19 protein-coding genes and 1 pseudogene are annotated in these 17595 nt (G+C 63.7%); 11 read left to right on the plus strand and 9 right to left on the minus strand.

Annotated elements, in window-relative coordinates:
- Nucleotides 1–117: 117 nt before the first annotated feature.
- A complete protein-coding gene (locus AC067Z_RS24725) occupies nt 118–816 on the minus strand; it encodes a DNA alkylation repair protein (protein WP_478791772.1) in 699 nt (232 codons plus the stop codon).
- Between the two features lie 49 nt (nt 817–865).
- Here AC067Z_RS24725 and AC067Z_RS24730 point away from each other — a divergent pair, with 49 nt between their 5' ends.
- Both AC067Z_RS24730 and AC067Z_RS24735 read left to right on the plus strand, forming a co-directional pair.
- Nucleotides 866–1570 carry a TVP38/TMEM64 family protein gene (locus AC067Z_RS24730; protein ID WP_478791773.1) on the plus strand — a complete coding sequence of 235 codons (705 nt, stop codon included), beginning with the start codon at nt 866–868 and terminating at the stop codon, nt 1568–1570.
- A 206-nt stretch (nt 1571–1776) separates the two neighbouring features.
- Nucleotides 1777–2649, plus strand: coding sequence for an undecaprenyl-diphosphate phosphatase (locus AC067Z_RS24735; protein WP_478791774.1), 873 nt, complete (start codon nt 1777–1779; stop codon nt 2647–2649).
- Nucleotides 2650–3404: 755 nt separating this feature from the next.
- On the opposite strand, the gene AC067Z_RS24740 is transcribed toward AC067Z_RS24735, so the two are convergent.
- Nucleotides 3405–3686: a LexA family protein gene (locus AC067Z_RS24740; RefSeq protein ID WP_478791775.1), complete on the minus strand. Its 282-nt coding sequence runs from the start codon at nt 3684–3686 to the stop codon at nt 3405–3407.
- A gap of 201 nt (nt 3687–3887) precedes the next feature.
- Between AC067Z_RS24740 and AC067Z_RS24745 the strand changes: the two genes are divergently transcribed.
- The 3 genes from AC067Z_RS24745 to AC067Z_RS24755 all read left to right on the plus strand — a co-directional run bounded on the left by AC067Z_RS24745 (nt 3888) and on the right by AC067Z_RS24755 (nt 5814).
- Nucleotides 3888–4079 (plus strand): DUF6233 domain-containing protein, encoded by a 192-nt coding sequence (locus AC067Z_RS24745; RefSeq protein ID WP_478791776.1) that lies wholly within the window; start codon nt 3888–3890, stop codon nt 4077–4079.
- Nucleotides 4080–4301, plus strand: coding sequence for a hypothetical protein (locus tag AC067Z_RS24750; protein WP_478791777.1), 222 nt, complete (start codon nt 4080–4082; stop codon nt 4299–4301).
- A gap of 1303 nt (nt 4302–5604) precedes the next feature.
- Nucleotides 5605–5814 carry a hypothetical protein gene (locus AC067Z_RS24755; RefSeq protein ID WP_478791778.1) on the plus strand — a complete coding sequence of 70 codons (210 nt, stop codon included), beginning with the start codon at nt 5605–5607 and terminating at the stop codon, nt 5812–5814.
- Nucleotides 5815–6089: 275 nt separating this feature from the next.
- On the opposite strand, the pseudogene AC067Z_RS24760 reads toward AC067Z_RS24755, so the two are convergent.
- Together AC067Z_RS24760 and AC067Z_RS24765 are read right to left on the minus strand one after the other, a co-directional pair.
- A pseudogene (locus AC067Z_RS24760) lies at nt 6090–6993 on the minus strand (IS701 family transposase); the annotation flags it as partial.
- 161 nt (nt 6994–7154) lie between these two features.
- A complete protein-coding gene (locus AC067Z_RS24765; protein WP_478791779.1) occupies nt 7155–7301 on the minus strand; it encodes a hypothetical protein in 147 nt (48 codons plus the stop codon).
- 327 nt (nt 7302–7628) lie between these two features.
- Between AC067Z_RS24765 and AC067Z_RS24770 the strand changes: the two genes are divergently transcribed.
- The 6 genes from AC067Z_RS24770 to AC067Z_RS24795 are packed head-to-tail and all read left to right on the plus strand — an operon-like array spanning nt 7629 to nt 13021.
- Nucleotides 7629–8924, plus strand: a complete 1296-nt coding sequence (locus AC067Z_RS24770) for a UDP-N-acetylglucosamine 1-carboxyvinyltransferase (RefSeq protein ID WP_478791841.1) — start codon at nt 7629–7631, stop codon at nt 8922–8924.
- Nucleotides 8917–9618 (plus strand): dTMP kinase, encoded by a 702-nt coding sequence (tmk, locus tag AC067Z_RS24775; RefSeq protein WP_478791780.1) that lies wholly within the window; start codon nt 8917–8919, stop codon nt 9616–9618. Before AC067Z_RS24770 ends, tmk begins: the two co-directional genes overlap by 8 nt.
- Nucleotides 9619–9638: 20 nt before the next feature.
- A complete protein-coding gene (locus tag AC067Z_RS24780) occupies nt 9639–10088 on the plus strand; it encodes an NUDIX domain-containing protein (protein ID WP_478791781.1) in 450 nt (149 codons plus the stop codon).
- Between the two features lie 33 nt (nt 10089–10121).
- Nucleotides 10122–11471 carry a phosphoglucosamine mutase gene (gene glmM, locus AC067Z_RS24785; RefSeq protein ID WP_478791782.1) on the plus strand — a complete coding sequence of 450 codons (1350 nt, stop codon included), beginning with the start codon at nt 10122–10124 and terminating at the stop codon, nt 11469–11471.
- A gap of 13 nt (nt 11472–11484) precedes the next feature.
- Nucleotides 11485–12483, plus strand: a complete 999-nt coding sequence (locus AC067Z_RS24790) for a hypothetical protein (RefSeq protein ID WP_478791783.1) — start codon at nt 11485–11487, stop codon at nt 12481–12483.
- Nucleotides 12398–13021 carry a D-glycero-alpha-D-manno-heptose-1,7-bisphosphate 7-phosphatase gene (locus AC067Z_RS24795; RefSeq protein ID WP_478791784.1) on the plus strand — a complete coding sequence of 208 codons (624 nt, stop codon included), beginning with the start codon at nt 12398–12400 and terminating at the stop codon, nt 13019–13021. The genes AC067Z_RS24790 and AC067Z_RS24795 overlap by 86 nt, the downstream gene beginning before the upstream one ends.
- Nucleotides 13022–13179: 158 nt before the next feature.
- Here the strand turns inward: AC067Z_RS24795 and AC067Z_RS24800 are convergent, their stop codons facing one another.
- The 5 genes from AC067Z_RS24800 to AC067Z_RS24820 all read right to left on the minus strand — a co-directional run bounded on the left by AC067Z_RS24800 (nt 13180) and on the right by AC067Z_RS24820 (nt 17581).
- On the minus strand, nt 13180–13941 hold the full coding sequence (locus AC067Z_RS24800; protein WP_478791785.1) for an ArsR/SmtB family transcription factor: 762 nt from the start codon (nt 13939–13941) through the stop codon (nt 13180–13182).
- 184 nt (nt 13942–14125) lie between these two features.
- On the minus strand, nt 14126–14407 hold the full coding sequence (locus AC067Z_RS24805) for a PqqD family protein (protein ID WP_478791786.1): 282 nt from the start codon (nt 14405–14407) through the stop codon (nt 14126–14128).
- On the minus strand, nt 14404–15189 hold the full coding sequence (locus AC067Z_RS24810) for a nucleotidyltransferase domain-containing protein (RefSeq protein ID WP_478791787.1): 786 nt from the start codon (nt 15187–15189) through the stop codon (nt 14404–14406). Before AC067Z_RS24810 ends, AC067Z_RS24805 begins: the two co-directional genes overlap by 4 nt.
- Nucleotides 15190–15278: 89 nt before the next feature.
- The gene (locus AC067Z_RS24815; RefSeq protein ID WP_478791788.1) at nt 15279–16493 is read right to left on the minus strand and encodes an MFS transporter; all 1215 of its coding nucleotides are present in this window, start codon (nt 16491–16493) and stop codon (nt 15279–15281) included.
- A 59-nt stretch (nt 16494–16552) separates the two neighbouring features.
- Complete coding sequence (locus AC067Z_RS24820; protein ID WP_478791789.1) at nt 16553–17581, minus strand: diiron oxygenase; 1029 nt, start codon at nt 17579–17581, stop codon at nt 16553–16555.
- Nucleotides 17582–17595: the final 14 nt, after the last annotated feature.

Here is a 17595-nt window from a genome sequence, read left to right on the forward strand (position 1 = left end):
GGCGCGTCCGCGACTGCGGACGGCGCTGCGAAGAAGGCGTGCCGGAACATGCCGTTGATGATCGCGCACCCCGGAGGGGGCGTCGAACGGTTTTCGGTGCAGGGGCGGTTCAGCCCGTCACAGGTGTTTCGCCGCCTCACGTACGGACAGCGGCGAGAGCCGGTCGCGGGCGCCGTCGAGGAAGTCGCGTACCGCGCCGGGGTCGGTCCTGGCGTACTCGCGCAGCGCCCAGCCGATCGCCTTGCGGATGAAGAAGTCCGGATGGTCCGCGCGGCGCAGGCAGTAGGCGAACAGTCTCTCGGTGTCGGTCGCGTCCTTGTATCGGAGCTGGTGCAGCAGCGCCGCACGCGCGACCCAGAGGTCCTCGTCGTCGATCCATGCGTCCATGTCCGCGGTGAGCGCCGGGGCGGCGGCGACAAGCGGACCCACGAGGTGGACGGCGAGCACGTCCACCGTGTCCCACCAGGGCACGGTGGTGACCAGCCGACGGGCCACGGGCAGGAAGCGGGGACCGCAGCGGCCGGCATACCGGCGCAGGTAGTCGGCGGCGAAGTACTGGTACTCGCGTTCCGGAAGTGCCCAGCAGCGCAGGGCGATCGCGGTGCAGTCGCTCTCGTCGGGGCGCGCCGTTCCGGCGAGCACCTCCCGGGACAGAGTGCGGCGCAACGGGGCCGGGATGCCGAGGAAGGGGGCGACGCCCTTCATGTACGCGGCGGCATGCGCCGCCCGCTCCGGGTCCGCCGCCGTGGGGTAGACGGCGGTGAGCCGCGCGACGACCGTGTCCGCGAGATCGCTGCGCGGGGCGGCGTGCGTCATGAGCCACACCTTACGGCGGATGGACACCTTCGTCGGTTAGTCTCCCCGGATGCTCGACCCCGTCCCCAGGCCGGCATCCGGTCTCGCCTTCCGTTGCTCCAGGGCGCTGTTCTCGCCGTGGTCGCGGTTGTCACTGCTCGTGGTCCTGCTGGCGTCGGCCGCGGTGACGGTGCTCCTGTACGAGCCGCAGCGGCTGCTGTCGGCAGGCTGGCCACCGCAGTTGAGCGGCGCCGCGGCCGTGGTGCTGTTCGGTGTCGGGTACGGCGTGTGCACGGCGGCGTTCGTGCCCCGGCCGATCCTCAATCTCGCTGCGGGGGCTCTGTTCGGTTCGCAGGCCGGACTGCTCTCGGCGCTGGGTGGCACGGTGCTCGGTGCCGGCATCGCGTTCACCCTGGGCCGGCTGCTGGGGCAGGACGCGCTGCGTCCACTGCTGAAGGGGCGGTGGCTGAAAGCCGCCGACGGCCAGCTCAGCCGGCACGGCTTCCGCTCGATGCTCGCGATCCGGCTCTTCCCCGGCGTGCCGTTCGCCGCGGCCAACTACTGCGCCGCCGTCTCGCGCATGGGTCATGTGCCGTTTCTCGTGGCGACCGGGCTGGGCTCGATCCCCAACACGGCGGCGTACGTGGTGGCGGGCAGCCGCGCGGGATCGCCGACGTCTCCCGCGTTCCTGATCGCGATGGGCTTCATCGTGGTGACCGGAGTGGCGGCGGCAGTCGTTGCCTGGACGAAACGGCACCGGCTGCGCGCGCCCTGACGGGCACGCGCCACGAACTCGTCCCCGAATTCGGTCCGCGGCACGCCCACTTCGCGGCGCGGGCCGCCGATCGTCGGCCCGGGCGCGGACGAACCCGCCCGATGGCCGGTCACCTCCTGCCGCTACGCTGCCATGCGACGGACGCATGATCGCGGCCCGCGCACCGTACTTTCCCTCCTGACCAGTACTTGGACGGCTTAGCTTTCATGTCGTGGTTCGAATCATTCATCCTCGGGCTCGTCCAGGGGCTGACGGAGTTCCTGCCGATCTCCTCCAGTGCGCATCTTCGGCTCACCGCCGCGTTCGCCGGCTGGCAGGACCCGGGTGCGGCGTTCACCGCGATCACCCAGATCGGCACGGAGACGGCCGTCCTCATCTACTTCCGCAAGGACATCGCGCGGATCGTCTCCGCGTGGTTCCGGTCGCTCACCGACAAGGCGATGCGCCGCGACCACGACGCGCAGATGGGCTGGCTCGTGATCATCGGTTCGATCCCGATCGGTGTGCTCGGCGTCACCCTCAAGGACCAGATCGAGGGCCCGTTCCGTGATCTGCGGCTCATCGCCACGACCTTGATCGTCATGGGCATCGTGCTCGGTGTCGCGGACCGGCTGGCCGCCCGCGACGAGATCGGCGGACGTCACCGCGTGGTCCGGGAGCGCAAGACGCTCCAGGACCTGAGCGTCAGGGACGGCCTCATCTACGGCGTGTGCCAGGCGATGGCCCTGATCCCGGGCGTCTCGCGCTCGGGCGCGACCATCAGCGGCGGTCTGCTGATGGGCTACACCCGCGAGGCGGCAGCCCGTTACTCCTTCCTGCTCGCGATTCCGGCGGTGCTGGCATCCGGTCTGTTCGAGCTCAAGGACGCCGGTGAGGGACACGTCTCCTGGGGACCGACCATCTTCGCGACGGTCATCGCCTTCGGCGTGGGATACGCGGTGATCGCCTGGTTCATGAAATTCATCACTACGAAGAGCTTCATGCCGTTCGTGATCTACCGAATCATCCTGGGAATCGTGCTGTTCATCCTGGTCGGCACGGACACGCTCAGCCCGCACGCGGGTGAGTCGGGCGACTGACGGCTGATTCGGGCCGATTCGAGGTCAATCGAGATGATCGTCTCCCACATTTCTCCCACTCTCCCATCGGGAGAGAACGCCAGAGCGGGACGGCCACTGCAACTCCCCTCTCCCCCCGCCGTTCGGCCGGCTGCTGCGGCGAACCCCGAGATTCGCGCGCTGTGGGCGCGCGGCGGGAGCCCGTCCGAGTCGAGCAAGAGCGGTATCACAGGCTGCTGCAGGAGTGGGCTGCGGCAATCCGCAGTGAGGGAGTCGAGGCCGCCTGACTGGCCTCGCCCGCGACGCGCGCGAGGCAGGGTTCGCGGGGCCGCGTACCCCGCGGCATAGCATCCGCCCGCGGCGAACGAGAAAAGAGTCCCGGTCCCGGACGATTTGCTGGCGCTGCAGCGGCGCGCGGCGAATGCCGCTCAGCTGGAGGCGACCGCAGTGCAGAAGGCGATTTGCGAACATGCGGCAGCGGCCGGGCTCAACCGGTACGAGGTGGAGCAGTCGGTCAAGCAGGCGGCCCGGGAGGGCTGACAGCAGCAAGCCCCGCCCGGTGCATCACGGCCGGACGGGGCCAGAAGCTCTCCCCTGTCTTGGGGATAGTGCATCCACGGTAGCGACCGCCACTGACAACGACGGGGCGGCTACGGCCAGGCGGCCGGCTCCTCGCCGTTTGCCTCTTCGGTCAGGGTGATGCGGGCCCCGGGCATGCTGCCGCGCTCGCCGATCCAGCTGAGAAACTTCCGGTCCACTGTTGTCCGGTCCGCCCACTAGCCGTGCATCGCGGGCCATCCGTCGATGGCGAGCATGAGGTGGTAGCGGGCGGGTGCCATGAGAGGATTCATGCAAGCCAGATCCCCCGCGGACGTCGCGGCTCGCACACCCTTCGCCTGCAGCTCCCGCAACTGGTAGTGCACCGACGACGGCCGCATGCCGGCGGCGGCGAGCTCGGCGACGGTCGGGGCGTCGCCCTGATCAGTGATGGCCGCGCGGATATGGCGGAGGATCCGCTCCTGGGTGGTCGTGAGGTGCTCGACCTTGTGATTGGCCATGCCCCAAGTAGAACCCCTGTTTGAATTTAGGGGCAAGCTAGACACGTGACCGACCTTCCGCCTGTCTACCCCGGCTTCGCACCCTGGAGACGCGGCTCGCCCTGAGCCTTGACCAGGTGCGAGACCGGATCCGGCAGGTCGAGCAGCGGGAGAAGGAACGCACGGAGGGCGAGGCCCGGCGCCCGCCCGTCCCCAGACTGGATGATCGAGACCGGCATCGGCGACGGGCGACGCCCGCTCTCCGTTCACGTCGGCGGCTGCCACATGGCTGGCAAGCGCATCCACGTCGTCAGCCGGGAGGCGGCGATGCACGCGGCGTCGAGGCTTGCTCGCACTGCCGAGCCGACATCGAGCTGGGGATGCTGTGACCGACGTCCGGAGCAGCATGGATAGATGACCGCGCCTATCGTCGTTCACCGGTTGTCCCCGACCGGCGGTCGGCGTGTCACTGTACGCAGGAACCAGCGCGACGAGATCCTCGGCCTCGCCCACAGCGACCACGACGTGATCGTGTTCCTCGAGGCATCGGGCATCCTCGACCCCGAGCCACTCCTTGACGATCCCGCGTGGATCGAATGGTTCGGCGGCCCCGCCCACCAATGGGACGCGGCCTGACGTCCTGGGGGCCGACCTCATCGGGCGGCCTCCCGAGGACTAGAGTCCCGCCCAGACTTCGGGGAAGGGTGGGATGCGAGACCTGGATGGCTATGTCGGCCCACGAGGCGTGCGGCATACGCAATGGTCGCCTTCGCGCGTTGCAGCGTGGTCGAAACCGTCTCTCGGAAACTGCGAGTGTCCCTGCAATCTCGCGCACCCCGGGGCGTTCCAACCCGATTGCGACGGGACCATCCCTATTGCTGCTCGGGCGATCACGCACGAGCTAAGCAACTCGTTCTTCCCTGTATCGCTCTGCGCTCTGTGCGCCACAGCGCAGTTGTCTCCGATGAACACGGGGCGTCGTGAGCGCGTCGTCTCCCCGTCAGAGGTGAGACGAGGCGAGCTGTTCGAACTCGCGGTCATGATTCTAGGGGTCGCTCTCACCTGGTGGTTCACCACGGTCGAGACCGCCTTGGCGCTAGGTGTCGGGCTGGGCTTCGGGCGGATGCTTGGCACGCAACACCGGCGGTAGCCGCCGCGGATCGCAGCGCGTAGGGATGGGCCCAGTGGGACGCGGGCGGGACGGGTAAGCACCAAAGATGTCGCGCATCCACAGGCCCCCAGTCCCTCACGTCATCGATGGTGAAGACAAGACGCTGGGCGGCAGCTCGCTGTACGTCGATCTGATCCAACAACCTGCTGGGCAAGGCCGGACGCACCCTCCTCGCCAGACAGTATGAGTGGGTGCGCATCCGCAACATGGTCTACGAACGCGCTGGCAACGCCTGCGAGGTGTGCGGGAACACCCGCGAGGATCTGATCACGCTGGACTACGCGCCGCGCCTGCACGCGCACGAGAGGTACGTGTACCTCGACGACGCAGACACCCGGACGCAGCGCCTGGCTCGGCTGGTGTGCCAGTGCCTCGCGTGCGACGAGGTGACCCCCATGGGCCGCACCAGCATCGCAGGGCCGACGTATCTGGCCCGTGCTCGCACGCAGGCCCTGTACATCAACGGATGGTCAGGGCAAGAACTCGACGCGCACCTCGTGGAGGCGAAGCACGTCTGGGAGGAGCGCAGCCGGTGGGAGTGGACTCTGACGCCACGTTGCTACGAAACGCGGGCGCCCGGCTGCTACCAATACTCGGGATCCTCGACTAGCGGACTGGGTATGACCCCCCTCGGTCTCGCAAGGAGGTCCGATGATGGCTGGCAACTGCCAGAAGTGCGGTGCGCCGCTCACAGCGGGGGGGGCAGCTGCTCCCAGTTATGCGGCGGGGTCAAAGCGCCCGCGCCCCCGACGACGATAGGTTCCGAGGATGGACGAACAGGTACCGCCGGCCGAGCGGGCGCCGGAGATCACACGCACTGAGTGCAAGCGCTGCGGCACGCTGATCCGCGGCGTCAACGGCCGCTATGCCTGCTCGCAATGCGGCTGGGTCAACCACTGGTCCGAAGGCCACAACCAGCTGCCCACCGCACAAGACGACGCCGACTACCCAGGGAAGCAGCACGGCGCCTCATCCTGACCTTCGGCAGCGATGTCCGATGGGGGGCGCCCGATGGCGCTCCTCCACAGTCCGGCGTCATGGAGATCGCAGCATTCATCGTGGCCGTGCTGGCCGTTCCCATCAGCTGCGCGGCGCGGTGGTCAGCTCATCGCTCGGCTAGAGCGGCGGAGAAGTCCCTCGTCGAAGCGAGGCGGTCCGCTGATGCCGCCGATCGATCGGCCGACGTCGCGGCGCAGCAACTTGCGCTACAGCAGGAGCAAGCCCAGCCGAAAGTCAAGCTCGCGATCGGGCTCTCAGGCGCGGACGACGCGGACGGGGTCGGTGTCTGGGTGGTCAGCGGCGGCATGGCTGAACAGGCGCTGAATCTCGTTGCAGGACAGCGGGACCAGGTCAGTCGGCCCGGGACGGCGGGTGTGTTCGTCGGCACAAACGACGACGAGGTAGGCGTGGGCGAGCATCGCGAGGCTGACCGATCGGCTCCAGGAGGGGTAACGACGGACCTGGTGCTCATCGCGTCCCGCGAGCCCCTTCTCGGTCTGGGAAGGTCTCTTCCACCCGCCATCTGGATCCGGCGACCCGCACCAGCAATGTCAGCGGCACCGGCTGGTGTGAGAAGCAGCGGTAGTAGGCGAGTTCGCCAGTGGCGCGGTTGCGGCCGATCAGCCTCTGGTGGCGGACCGGGCGGGGGCCGGCCAGGTTGATGACCGCCCAACCGTAGAAGCGGTGCCCCTCGGCGCCGACCCTTGCCGACCGCTTCCCGCTTCGGCACCTTCGCGGCCAGGGCATCCGCGCGGAACTTCCCCGCACCGGTGGTGACTTCATGGGAGCAGGCGACGGCGAGCACGTAACCCCGCACTCTTCCAGCGCGGACCGCAGTGTCGAGTTGCCGCCGTAGACCTCATCACCCGTAACCCAGTCGACGCGGTGTCCGGTGTTAAGGGACCGTTCGATCATCGTGCGGGCCAGTTCCGGCTTGGTCGCGAAGACGGTGTCCTCACCGAGCCCTGCCGCCTGGCAGCGGTCCGGGTCGCACGTTCAAGAGCGCGGGATGTACAACTCCCGGTCCACCGCCGCGTGTCCCCGCTCGCCCGCGTAGACGAGGTAGACGGCGACCTGGATGTTCTCAATCCTGCCGGCGGTGCCGGTGTACTGGCGCTGGACAACGCCAGTGTGTGTGCCGTTCTTCACGCCCCCGGTCAAGAAGTGGCGGTGTGGGGCCGGTCCCATGAGTCGTCGGGTACAGCTGTCCGGCAGCCGGACATCGCCTGACGCGGGCGCTTCGGGCTCGGGACTGGACCGGTGGCCTGCATATCCCGTCGCGCTCCATTCCCGATGGGGCAGGAGCAGACAGACAGGCGTCACCTGCGCGTGATGCGTGGGTGCGCCACGCCGTCGGGCCACGTCCAGTTGACCGCATGTTCACGCCTTCGCCTCACGACCAGGCTGGAAAAGCCGTACAGAATGGTCGGATCGATATGCACCACAATAGCCTGATTGATCTTCATGTGCTTCGCCGACCCCTCTGTCTCCTCACGACAAGATGCAAATAAAGCTCTACACAGCAATGATCAACGTTGTTACGCTCGTGCAGTCACGTGACGGGTTCCTCGAATTGACACGCATCAGTCCCCCACTCGCCAAGCCTCTACGCACCTAGACGCACCTGCGCGCGCCATGCACTACGAGCTACAACCCCGCGCGGGCCTCGCGTACGGCTTCAAGTAATCCTTTGTGGACGATTCGAGCGAATCGTTCTTCCAGGCCGGGCTGCTCCTCATCCACAACCCGGCCACCGTCACGACTAGGAGACATAGTTGTTCTTATACCCCCCTGTGCAAGTTACCGGTAAACGACGACTCGAGGGAAAGATTGGTCTGCAGGGCGCGAAGGGATGCGCCGTGCTGCTCGCAGCAGCCGTCTTCGTCGCAGATGACCCGGTGACCCTGACCAATATGCCGTCAATCCTGGACGTCGACGTGGTCGCAAACATAGCGCACGAGCTTGGACACAACGTCCGGATCAATGATCGTCAATTCCATTTAAGCCCGGGCTCACCCACACGGCATGCACGAATTCCACCGGATCTCGGCCATCGGCTCCGCATAACGCCCTCCCTCGCGGCTGCCGTTCTCGCCAAAGAGGGAAAGGTGCAGTTCCCCCTCCCGGGTGGTGACGCCTTCTGCCCGCGCCCTATCGACCAGCACCTCGCGGTGATGGAGGCTGCTGGCGCCACCATTGAGAAGGATGGCTCTACGCTCACCGCCCGACTCACGGGCGGCCGGCCGATCGCATTCAAGTTCTCGGCAGGGACCAAGAACGGGCCGAGTCTCGGCGCAACGGTCACAGCGCTACTATTGGCGTCCCGCGCTCGGGGAGCGTCGTTGATCACCGAGCCGAGCCCCGAGCCGGAAGTCGAGCACGTGATCGCCTTTCTGCGCGGGTGCGGTATCGCGGCACAGCGCCGCTTTGACGGTGCCATCGAAGTCATCGGCGGTTCGGAAGTTCTGGGCACACACCAGGTGCTGCCCCCCGACCGGCTCGAAGCAGGCACCCTAGCCATCGCAGCCGCGCTCACTGGTGGCTCAGTAACTCTCCTCGGCTTCCCCCAGGGGGACTTACCTGAGACATTCTGGTCGCTGCTGCATGAAGCAGGCGCCGAGATTGAAGCTAGCCCCACCGGCTGTGCGGTCAGCATGACTTCGCACCCACGCGACAACACGCGAACCCGCCGTGTCACGACTGCGCCTCACCCCGGTTTTCCAACTGACCTCCAGCCACAAGCCACAGTGCTGGCGACACAAATGTCCGGGACCACCCATATCCACGAAGGGGTGCACGAACTCAGGTCGAGTCATGTGGAGGGGCTACGTCGATTCGGCGCGCAAGTGAGTAAAAGTGGCCGCACGATGACGGTAACCGGGTCCACACCTCTTGAAGCAGCAGAGGTGGTCGGCGAGGACATCCGATGCGTCGTCGCCTACATACTTGCCGCTCTCGCAGCGGACGGATGCTCAACCATCCATGGTGGCTACCACCTGCAAAGGGGCCACGGCGACCTCATTGGGACTCTGCGTGCCCTGGGCGCTGATGTACAGCAGCAACAACAGGAGGTGCCATCTCGTGGATGACAAGCGCTGGAAAGTGCCGGAGCAAGGCGCCCTCATCGCGCTCTGCGGCCTGGATGGATCCGGCAAGACCACTCAGTCGGAACTGCTAGAGAAGCATCTGGCCGCCAAGCGGACGGTGTACCGGACTCGACCGGTCACCGCGCATTTCCGAGACGATCCGACACTCAATGCCTTCCTCAATCAGGAGCTGTCCGACGCTGACATGGTGGATGTGGTGCCGGAACTTGTGCTGTTCAGCGCAATGGACCGATTGCGCCACATGCGCACGGCGATGCTTCCCTGGATGCGTGAGGGTGCGGTCGTCATATCCGATCGCTATGTCTACAGCTCGTACGCGTGGATGGTTGCCCGGGGTATCCCTGACCTGGAGTGGGTGGTCCAACTCAACCGGTATCTGCCGGAACCCCAGCTGACCGTGTACTTGGACATCCCCGCCGAAGTCGCTGTCGACAGAATCCGAAACCGGGGTGACAAGCCTCGCTGGGAGGAAGCGGACCACGAGCGGATGTCGAGGGTCCGGGACATCTTTCTCAGCCAGGAGTGGGGAGTGGACGCCAACTACCACATCCTGGACGGGCAGCAACCAGTGCACGTGCTCGCGGAGCACATCAGCCGTCTCGCCGACGAGGCACTACACAAGAAGGATTCCGAATTCGCTGCCAGAGGGAAAAGCGGATCAAGCAGGACCCCCTGACCAAGGGAAGGTAGCATCGCATGGCCAATCCCGTTCAGATGAGGACTGCTTCGGTGCTGCTGGTGGACGGGAAGGGACGTCTGCTCCTGCAGCTCCGTGACGGCAACGCACCAATAGGCCGGAACAAGTGGGCAATTCCTGGCGGGTACCTCAAACCCGGGGAACGTCCGGATGTGGCAGCCAGGCGTGAGCTGCATGAAGAGACCGGCGTGCGCGTCGGTGACGCCCTCGAACTGTTCTGGCACGGCTTCCGTAGCTTCAGCGGCCGGCATGGCGAGTGGAACGTCTACTGCGCGCCCACGCGGGCTAAACCCTGGGACATAATCCTTGGTGAGGGAGCAGCAATGGAATTCCTCACACCGGAGGAAATCGGAGCGCTCCCTTTGGTACAGAATGCACGCTACTTCATTCGCAAGTTTCTGGAATCGGCACAATATCAACGACTTCAACGGTCGCTGAACAGCCCGTGAGAGCGCTGGCGACTCAGATGAATGCGAGGTGACATGGAAAGATTGTTTGGGACGGACGGGGTCCGTGGAATTGCCAATGTGGTTCTGACACCTGAGCTGATGCTTGACCTCGGACGGGCCCTCGGCACGAGCCTTTCCGAGGCCAGCGGGAAGCGTACACGCGTAGTAGTCGGCCGAGACCCCCGCCCAAGCAGCGGCCTGCTAGAGGCAGCCTTCGTCGCAGGGCTCTGCAGCACGGGCGCCGATGCAGTCACTGTTGGAGTCATCCCTACAGCCGGAGTCGCATTCCTCACTCCATACTTCCGTGCTCACGCAGGAGCTGTAGTAACGGCATCACACAATCCCTTGGAGGACAACGGGCTCAAGCTGTTCGACGAGAATGGCTACAAGTACAGCGATGAAGCGGAGATTCTCCTGGAGAACCTGATCCGCGAGGGATCTCCCTCCCATCAAGTACGGGGGCGAGCCGTAGGCAGGATCGCCGACAAGAGTACTGAGGGAGGAGAAACCTACATCAAAAATCTACTGGCGGGCATTCCACCGCTCGACGGAATCTCCATCACGGTGGACTGCGCCAATGGTGCGTCGGCAGAAATTGCACCCCTAGCTTACCGATTGGCAGGGGCGGATGTCATTGAGGTGGCCAGCGACACCTCGGGGAACAAAATCAATTGTGGAGTGGGTGCCACGAATCCCGCCTTTCTACAGAAGGCACTGCGTAATGGGATTTCCAGTATCGGCCTCGCGCACGACGGGGACGCCGACCGGCTGATAGCTGTTGACGAAGCCGGCCAGATAGTAGACGGTGCCGATGTGATGGCGATCTTTGCCGTGGATGCGCACAAGCGCGATCGCCTGCCCGGGCGAGGCATAGTAACCACACCCATGACTAACAGTGGTCTGCGAACCTCCCTCAAGCGTCACGACATAGATGTAATTGAATCCCCCATTGGAGACCGGTCAGTACTACGCGAAATGATGCGCGGTGGTTACGTTATCGGTGGTGAACAATCAGGGCACGTCATCATGCTTGATCGCGCCACAACCGGGGACGGCATCGCGTCAGGGCTTCAGCTTCTTGCCACCGTGAGCCGATCAGAGAAACCCCTCCGAGAGCTCACCGAGGTATGGGAGCGTTCGCCACAGGCTTTGATTAATGTGCCGGTGCCACACAGGAAAGTCCTTGAGCAATCGGCGCATCTGGCTCGAATGATCAACAAGGAACGGCAGGCCATCACGTCTCGCGGCGGCCGAATGTCGGTTCGACTGTCCACCATTGAGAATGTTGTTCGGGTCGTCTGCGAAGCAGGCAGCCAAGCCGAATCGGATGAAGTAGCAGGCAGAATAGCGGAGTACGTGAAGGAATCCGTAAGCTTCGACTAGTGGAGTACTGTACGTGGGCAGTCTACAACCGGCCGATCTCGGCATTGAAGAGATGCTGACGCGCGGATCATGGCGGGCCTTGACCGCAGTGGAGCAGAAGTTTCAAACCTTCAGCAGTGAGTCCTACTTCCGGGAGAGCTGGAGCTCCTTCGTGAACACTTTCAAGGGAGATGCGCTTCCTTCGATACAACGTACTGCCGCACTTGCTTTGAAGCCGGAAAGCGTTCGGGGAAGAAAAGCGCTCCAGGCAATCGAGTACATGCGAATGAACGGCTTCGAACCGGTTGCCGCAGAACCGTTCCGCTACGACAGGCACAAGGCACGGGAAATCTGGCGGTTTCAATGGAACATTGCAACTCTTGACCGACTACGGCTCGGTGATCTTCTGCATGGATCGTCCGATTCGCTCTTGGTCCTCTTTGCCGACACCCGCCCTGAGTTGAATCTGCCTGCCTCCGTCCGCCTCGCCGGGCTGAAGGGCTCGTCACTGCCATGGGAGAGAGAAGAGCACCATCTGAGAACCCATCTCGGTGCACTCAACCGGATGATTGTGTTCGTGCATTGCTCGGACGAGCCGATAGACATCATTCGGGAATTGGGGATCCTTATCGATCCCCAAAGTCTTGATAAACTGTACCAAGGGCTCAAGGCGGCAACCCAATGTCGCGACGACATCCATATTGAGAAGCAAATACGCGCTCTGTACGCGAAGTTCCCTGCCTACTCTTTGGACATCGATTCCGCCCGGCAAAGAATACAGGAAAGAGTATCCGCCACCCAGGCATCCAAACGGATCGAGAAACACTTCGCACGCGTGTCGGACGGGCAATTCCTCGTCTGGCGGGACTGGGAAGCCGACCTGACTGACGCTGGCTTCGATCCGTTCCACTGGGACTCAATCCTGTTCGGTACTCATTACATACAGCATGACCACCCCGGCGTTAAATGCATCATCAGCGAGTCCGGCCGTGAACGGTGGCTGTCTGGCGAAGGTTTTCCGGTCGGTGTCTAGCTCGATCCGTATTCGCGGTGTTCTGCTGGATCGTGACGGCGTCCTCAACGATCCTCCCCCAAGCGGATACGTAACCGACACAGAAGAGTTCAACTGGATCCCCGGTGCGCGAGAAGCCTGCAAACGCTTGGCTTCTCGGGGTCTGCCGGTGGCGATAGTGACCAATCAATCCGCAGTCGGCAGAGGGTTGCTATCTGAGCATGAGCTGTCTCGCATTCACTCTGCCATGTGGCAGCAGATCCACGGCGGCTCAGAACAGCCCTGGCCGGTGTTCCATTGTCCTCATGTTCCGGAAGATCGGTGCCACTGCCGAAAACCGAAACCGGACCTGCTGGTACGTGCGGGCAAGTGCATGCGCTTACCTTTGTCAGAGCTTGTCTTCATCGGAGATCACAGAACCGACCTCGAAGCCTCCTTGCGGGCCGGCACTCATTTCATGCATGTGCAAACCGGTAGGGACCTTCACCTGCCCGGAGGGTATTCCGGACTCGGAAGTTTCCCGGGCCTACCCGAAGCCATCGAGTATCTGACCGGTTAGCCGACAAGCAGTGCACCCGTGACACGAGGTGCAATCTGATGCTCGGAGAGGCGCACGGCCGAGAGGAGTGCATCGTGTCGCGATGGTCGCCGCTCGCCAGTCGTGATTCCACAGACCGGATCGATATACGGCTGTTGTCCCGGGCGCGAGAGCGCCCTTCACATCCCCAACTGCTTCAGCAGAGCCAGACCGTTTTGATCAAGCTGGTAGAAGACCCGTCCGCCGAGCCTCTGCTTCCAGACCAGACCAGCGTCGGTCAGCACCGTTAAGTGTTGGGAGACAGTGCTCTTCGCCAACCCCAGCGTGTTGGCCACTGTGGTGGTCGTCTTGGGGCGTTCGAGCGTGCGCACGACCTGTGCCCGTCCCTTTCCCAGGAGCAGCGCAAGTCGGTCATCTACCTTCGGTTTCTCTGCCCGTGCAGTCAGAACCTCGAAGTAGCCCGTGGCCCGTGCCTGGTAGGTCATCGCAATCTTGCCGCGCTTCTCGACGAACAGACGCAGACCTCCCGCGAACACCGTGGGCACCAAAAGCAGCTGCGAGTCTGTGACCTCACGCTTCAGGTCCCGCACATAGGGTGCCGTGAGAGAGGGTTTGGACCACAGCACCCGTCCACCGAGCTCGCCGAGCATCGCATCTGGCCCCTCGAGCGCCAACGTGCGGCCCCGAAACATTATTTCCTCTTCCAGTGACTGACGCACCGTTGTCCAGTACGGAGCGATGGCCCATTCCCAGTACCGTGTGAGCAGCGAGTAGATCCGCTCCGCGACGATTCTGTCCTCCATGGACCTACGCAGGTGGTCCAGCTCGGCCGCGATGGTGTTGCGCGACGGGTCAGGTATCGGGATGCTTCCCGGGGGGAAGAGGCTGGATGGGTCATGGCGCATCGCCTCGACCAGTTCGTGAGTCAGGTCGGTCGGCATGCCGTTGCGCACCGTCCTGGCCCATCTCGCATACGGAGAGGGGGCCTCACCGCGGTATCGGGCGAGGAGGCCAATACTTCCGACAGCCTCCCAGAGCGGGCTGAACGCCAGGCGAACTGTATGGAGCGTCTCCTCATCGACGTCGAGTCTGATCACGACGCCGATACCGAGTTGACGGTCTGTGCTACCACTCGACGATCCCCCTCTGGGTCAGGTCGTCGAGGAAGTCTCGAACATCCTGAAGAGCCTCGTCCTCGTCGATGCCGTACTCCTTGGCGACTAGGCCGACGACATCCTCGACGCTTCGATTGCCGTCGAGGGAGACGAAGATGAAGTCGGCGGGGCCCGAGAGAGCCAGGGCATCTTCCTCAACAGCCAGCAAGAGTTCACCCTTGACGCGGCGGATCCGAGTACCGAGTTTCCGACGCGGAATCTCCTGCGGGCTGTGGTGGCGGTCAGCGGTCACGAGACCACCACACGTATGGCGATGTCCTGGCAGCGGGTGAGCACGTCCTTGATCCACGGACGTGGGTCAGTGGGATTGTACGTCCGCATCGTTTCTATCTCCCAGTACTCATCAAAGGTGAGGACAGTGGGAGTTGCTGCCTTGAACCTGTTGGCCCGCCACTTCGGATGATGGCTGCCGAACTCGTCCGCACTCTCCAGCAGCGCATCGATGGCGTAGCCGAAAGCGAGGCGAGCGGAGATCGCGGCGCTCTCCAAATTGCCGGCCTCCATCGAACCGAGAGCATCCTCGACAGCCCCGTCTGCGCTTCCCAGTGAGCGAGCGATCACGAACGAGCGGAACGCTGAGTTCCTCAATCGACGCTGCACATCCTGCACCCACTTGGCACCGATGAGGGGCAGACAGTGCCCCAAGCGAGACAGGGTGACTTCTTCGACATAGGCAATCCCTGACGAACCCTCGCGCTCGTACGCTTCCCAGGAGGCCTTGGAAAGCATCTGGTCGAATTGGGTGTCGAGCCAGTACTTGATCTCCCACCGTTTCCCCCCTGAGTAGAAGATCTCGAAGGGGACGATCGAGGGTTCCAGCGGGACACTGATGAAGTCCGTCTTCACCGCAGTATCCTCATGGGACTTCGTCACAATATAGATGTCGAAGTCACTCCGCGGGTTGTCCCAGCCGCGGGCAGCGGACCCGACAAGGAAGGCGGCAATCGTACCTTCCGGAAGTAGTTCCCGCTCGCGTAGCGGAGCAAGCCAGTCCTCAGTGGTCATTCCCTGCATGACGCATTCCCTCTACTGGAGTCGTACCCGACTGGTGCGCTCGTACCTTGCGTGTTCAGACAACACACGTCGACCAACCTAGCGACATTTCATACCAGTTGTACATCCGCCAGATTTCGTCGACGTCCCACGCCGCTAAGGAGGAGGAACAGCGGAGCCACGAGGGTGCCCGCACAGACCACGCACAGCGCAAAGCGCAGATCCAGAGCCAAAGCGAGCAGACCGCTTAGGCCGGCGCCTATTGGCATGGCCCCCCAAGAAACAAATCGGACCGTCGCCATGACCCGCGACAGCAGCTCGGGGGGAGACTCCGTCTGCCGGTGGGTTCTTGCCATGATGCTCCCAATGACCACTCCGAAGGCGAAGCCGGCATTGCCGAGTGCGAAGAAGTACATGCTGCCAAGGGAGGTGGTGAGCGGCATGAGGACTGCAAGGGTGCCGCCTGCAAGCCCGGCTGCCCACATGGCGCGTGCCGTGCCGATGCGTTGCGCCAACTTCGTTGCCACAGCAGCCCCCAGCAGGGATCCGACCCCGTCCATGGCGACGACAAGGCCCACCACTGCGGCGGACACCTCCGCCTCGCGTACGAGATACAACGGGGTCAGGGCGACCAGTGCCGAGTTGACCAGGTTGACCAACGTGGCCCATATAAGGCACGGCCGCATGACGGGATGGGCGACAACGAAACCCCAGCCTTCTCTGATGAGCCGGAGCATCCCACCTTTTCCCCGGTCTGCCGGTCGCTCTGGAAGAGTTCTCAAGGCCAGACCAGAAACAAGGTAACTGCAGGCGTCGAGGGCGAGAACCCCAACGGGACCCGCGAACTGCACCAGCAGTCCACTCACCGACGGTCCACCAGTCTGTGTCACCGCATGGGTGCCCGACATGAGGCTGTTGCGGGCGTTCAATTCCTTCTTATCCACGATGGCCGGCAGGAACGTCGAGTTGCCGATGTCGAAGAGCACAGTCGCCGCCCCCGTGGCGAGCGCAACACAAAGCAGGTGTGCGTAGGTCAGCCCATCCATCAGCCATGCAAAGGGTATCGAACCCATGGCTACCATGCGTAGGAGGTCCAGCGTCACTTGAAGACGGCGAAGCGGGTATCTCTGCACGATGACCCCGGCGGGCAAGCCGAGGAGAAGCCAGGACACCCTGCTGGCTGCGGCAAGGAGAGTGACCTGTAGAACACTCGCGTCGATCACGGTAAGTGCCACCAGAGGCAGGGCCACCGCGGTCATGGCAGAGCCGGTGTTGCTCACTGCAGTGGCGGCCCAATACCGCCAGAACACGCTGGCGGTACTCATGTGAGGCTTTCCTGGTGCCCGAGTCTGTATGGTCATCTGGTGCGTTCCTCTGCGGCAGATTAACGGACTGCCAAGTCGGGCACAGTGCTGATCATTCCCACCCTGTGGAATGCTTCTGCGGTGTGGGCGTCATCGAGGGCTCCGGCTTCCTGGAGATACCGGATCAGTGGTGCGGCGGCATGGGCGATCTCTCGTTGAACGGCGCTTCGCGGCCAGGACTCCACAACCACCTGCTCGATCTCGGACGCAGACATGCCCAGGGCGCTCAGGCGTTGTGCGGCTTGGGAGTAGTCAGGCTCCAGAAAGGCATACACGATCGACGGGATGAGGGGGCCGATCGTGCGGCGTTCCTCCGTGGTCAACGCTGGCCACAGCTGGCGGAAGACGGCCCGGAAGTAGACGTGATGACGCCCCTCGTCCTCGGCATGGTCACGAACCACTCCGCGTACTGACGTTGGCATGCGCTCGTCCCGCGGAATATCTGAGAGAATCCCAGAGATCAGAGTTTCGCTCACGATTGCGAAGAGCAGCGTTTCCATGCCTCTGATGTAGTGCGGAAGCTGGTCTCTGAGCCGGTCGAGTCTGGATACGAACGCCGGGGTCCGATCGTCACCCAGGCGCAGCGGCGGGCAGTTGGTCTCGCTCGCAATCTGTCGAGAGAAATCGTCCGAGAACTGAGCGTGCCATGCCTCGTCCGTGACTATCTTGAGCGCGTCGGCCCTCATGCGGTCGGGAAGGACGAGTCCTGAATTACCTCGGCTGATCTTCATCGCGACTGGGATAACCGCAATGATCTCCAGATCAGTGGTGAAATCAAGGTAATCATAGAGTCGTTGAAGTAGCAGCATTCGGACAGTCGCTTCGCCCATGGCAACGACGAGCGGATGTAGTGCTATCGGATAGAGCTCGGGCGGGAAGAAGAGGGGCGACTCATCGAGCTCACCAGAGGTGAGTTCGCGCCAGGGCCTGCGACGGACACTGGCGAGAGTGCTCCAGCGCTCGAAGGAGCTTATGTACTCGGTAGCAAAGGCTCTCCCAGTACCGTCTCCCGGCAGGAAACCTTCGTCATAGAAAGCTCGGAGATGCATGCACGCCCCTACCG

The organism is Streptomyces sp. NPDC043812 (genome assembly GCF_056436245.1).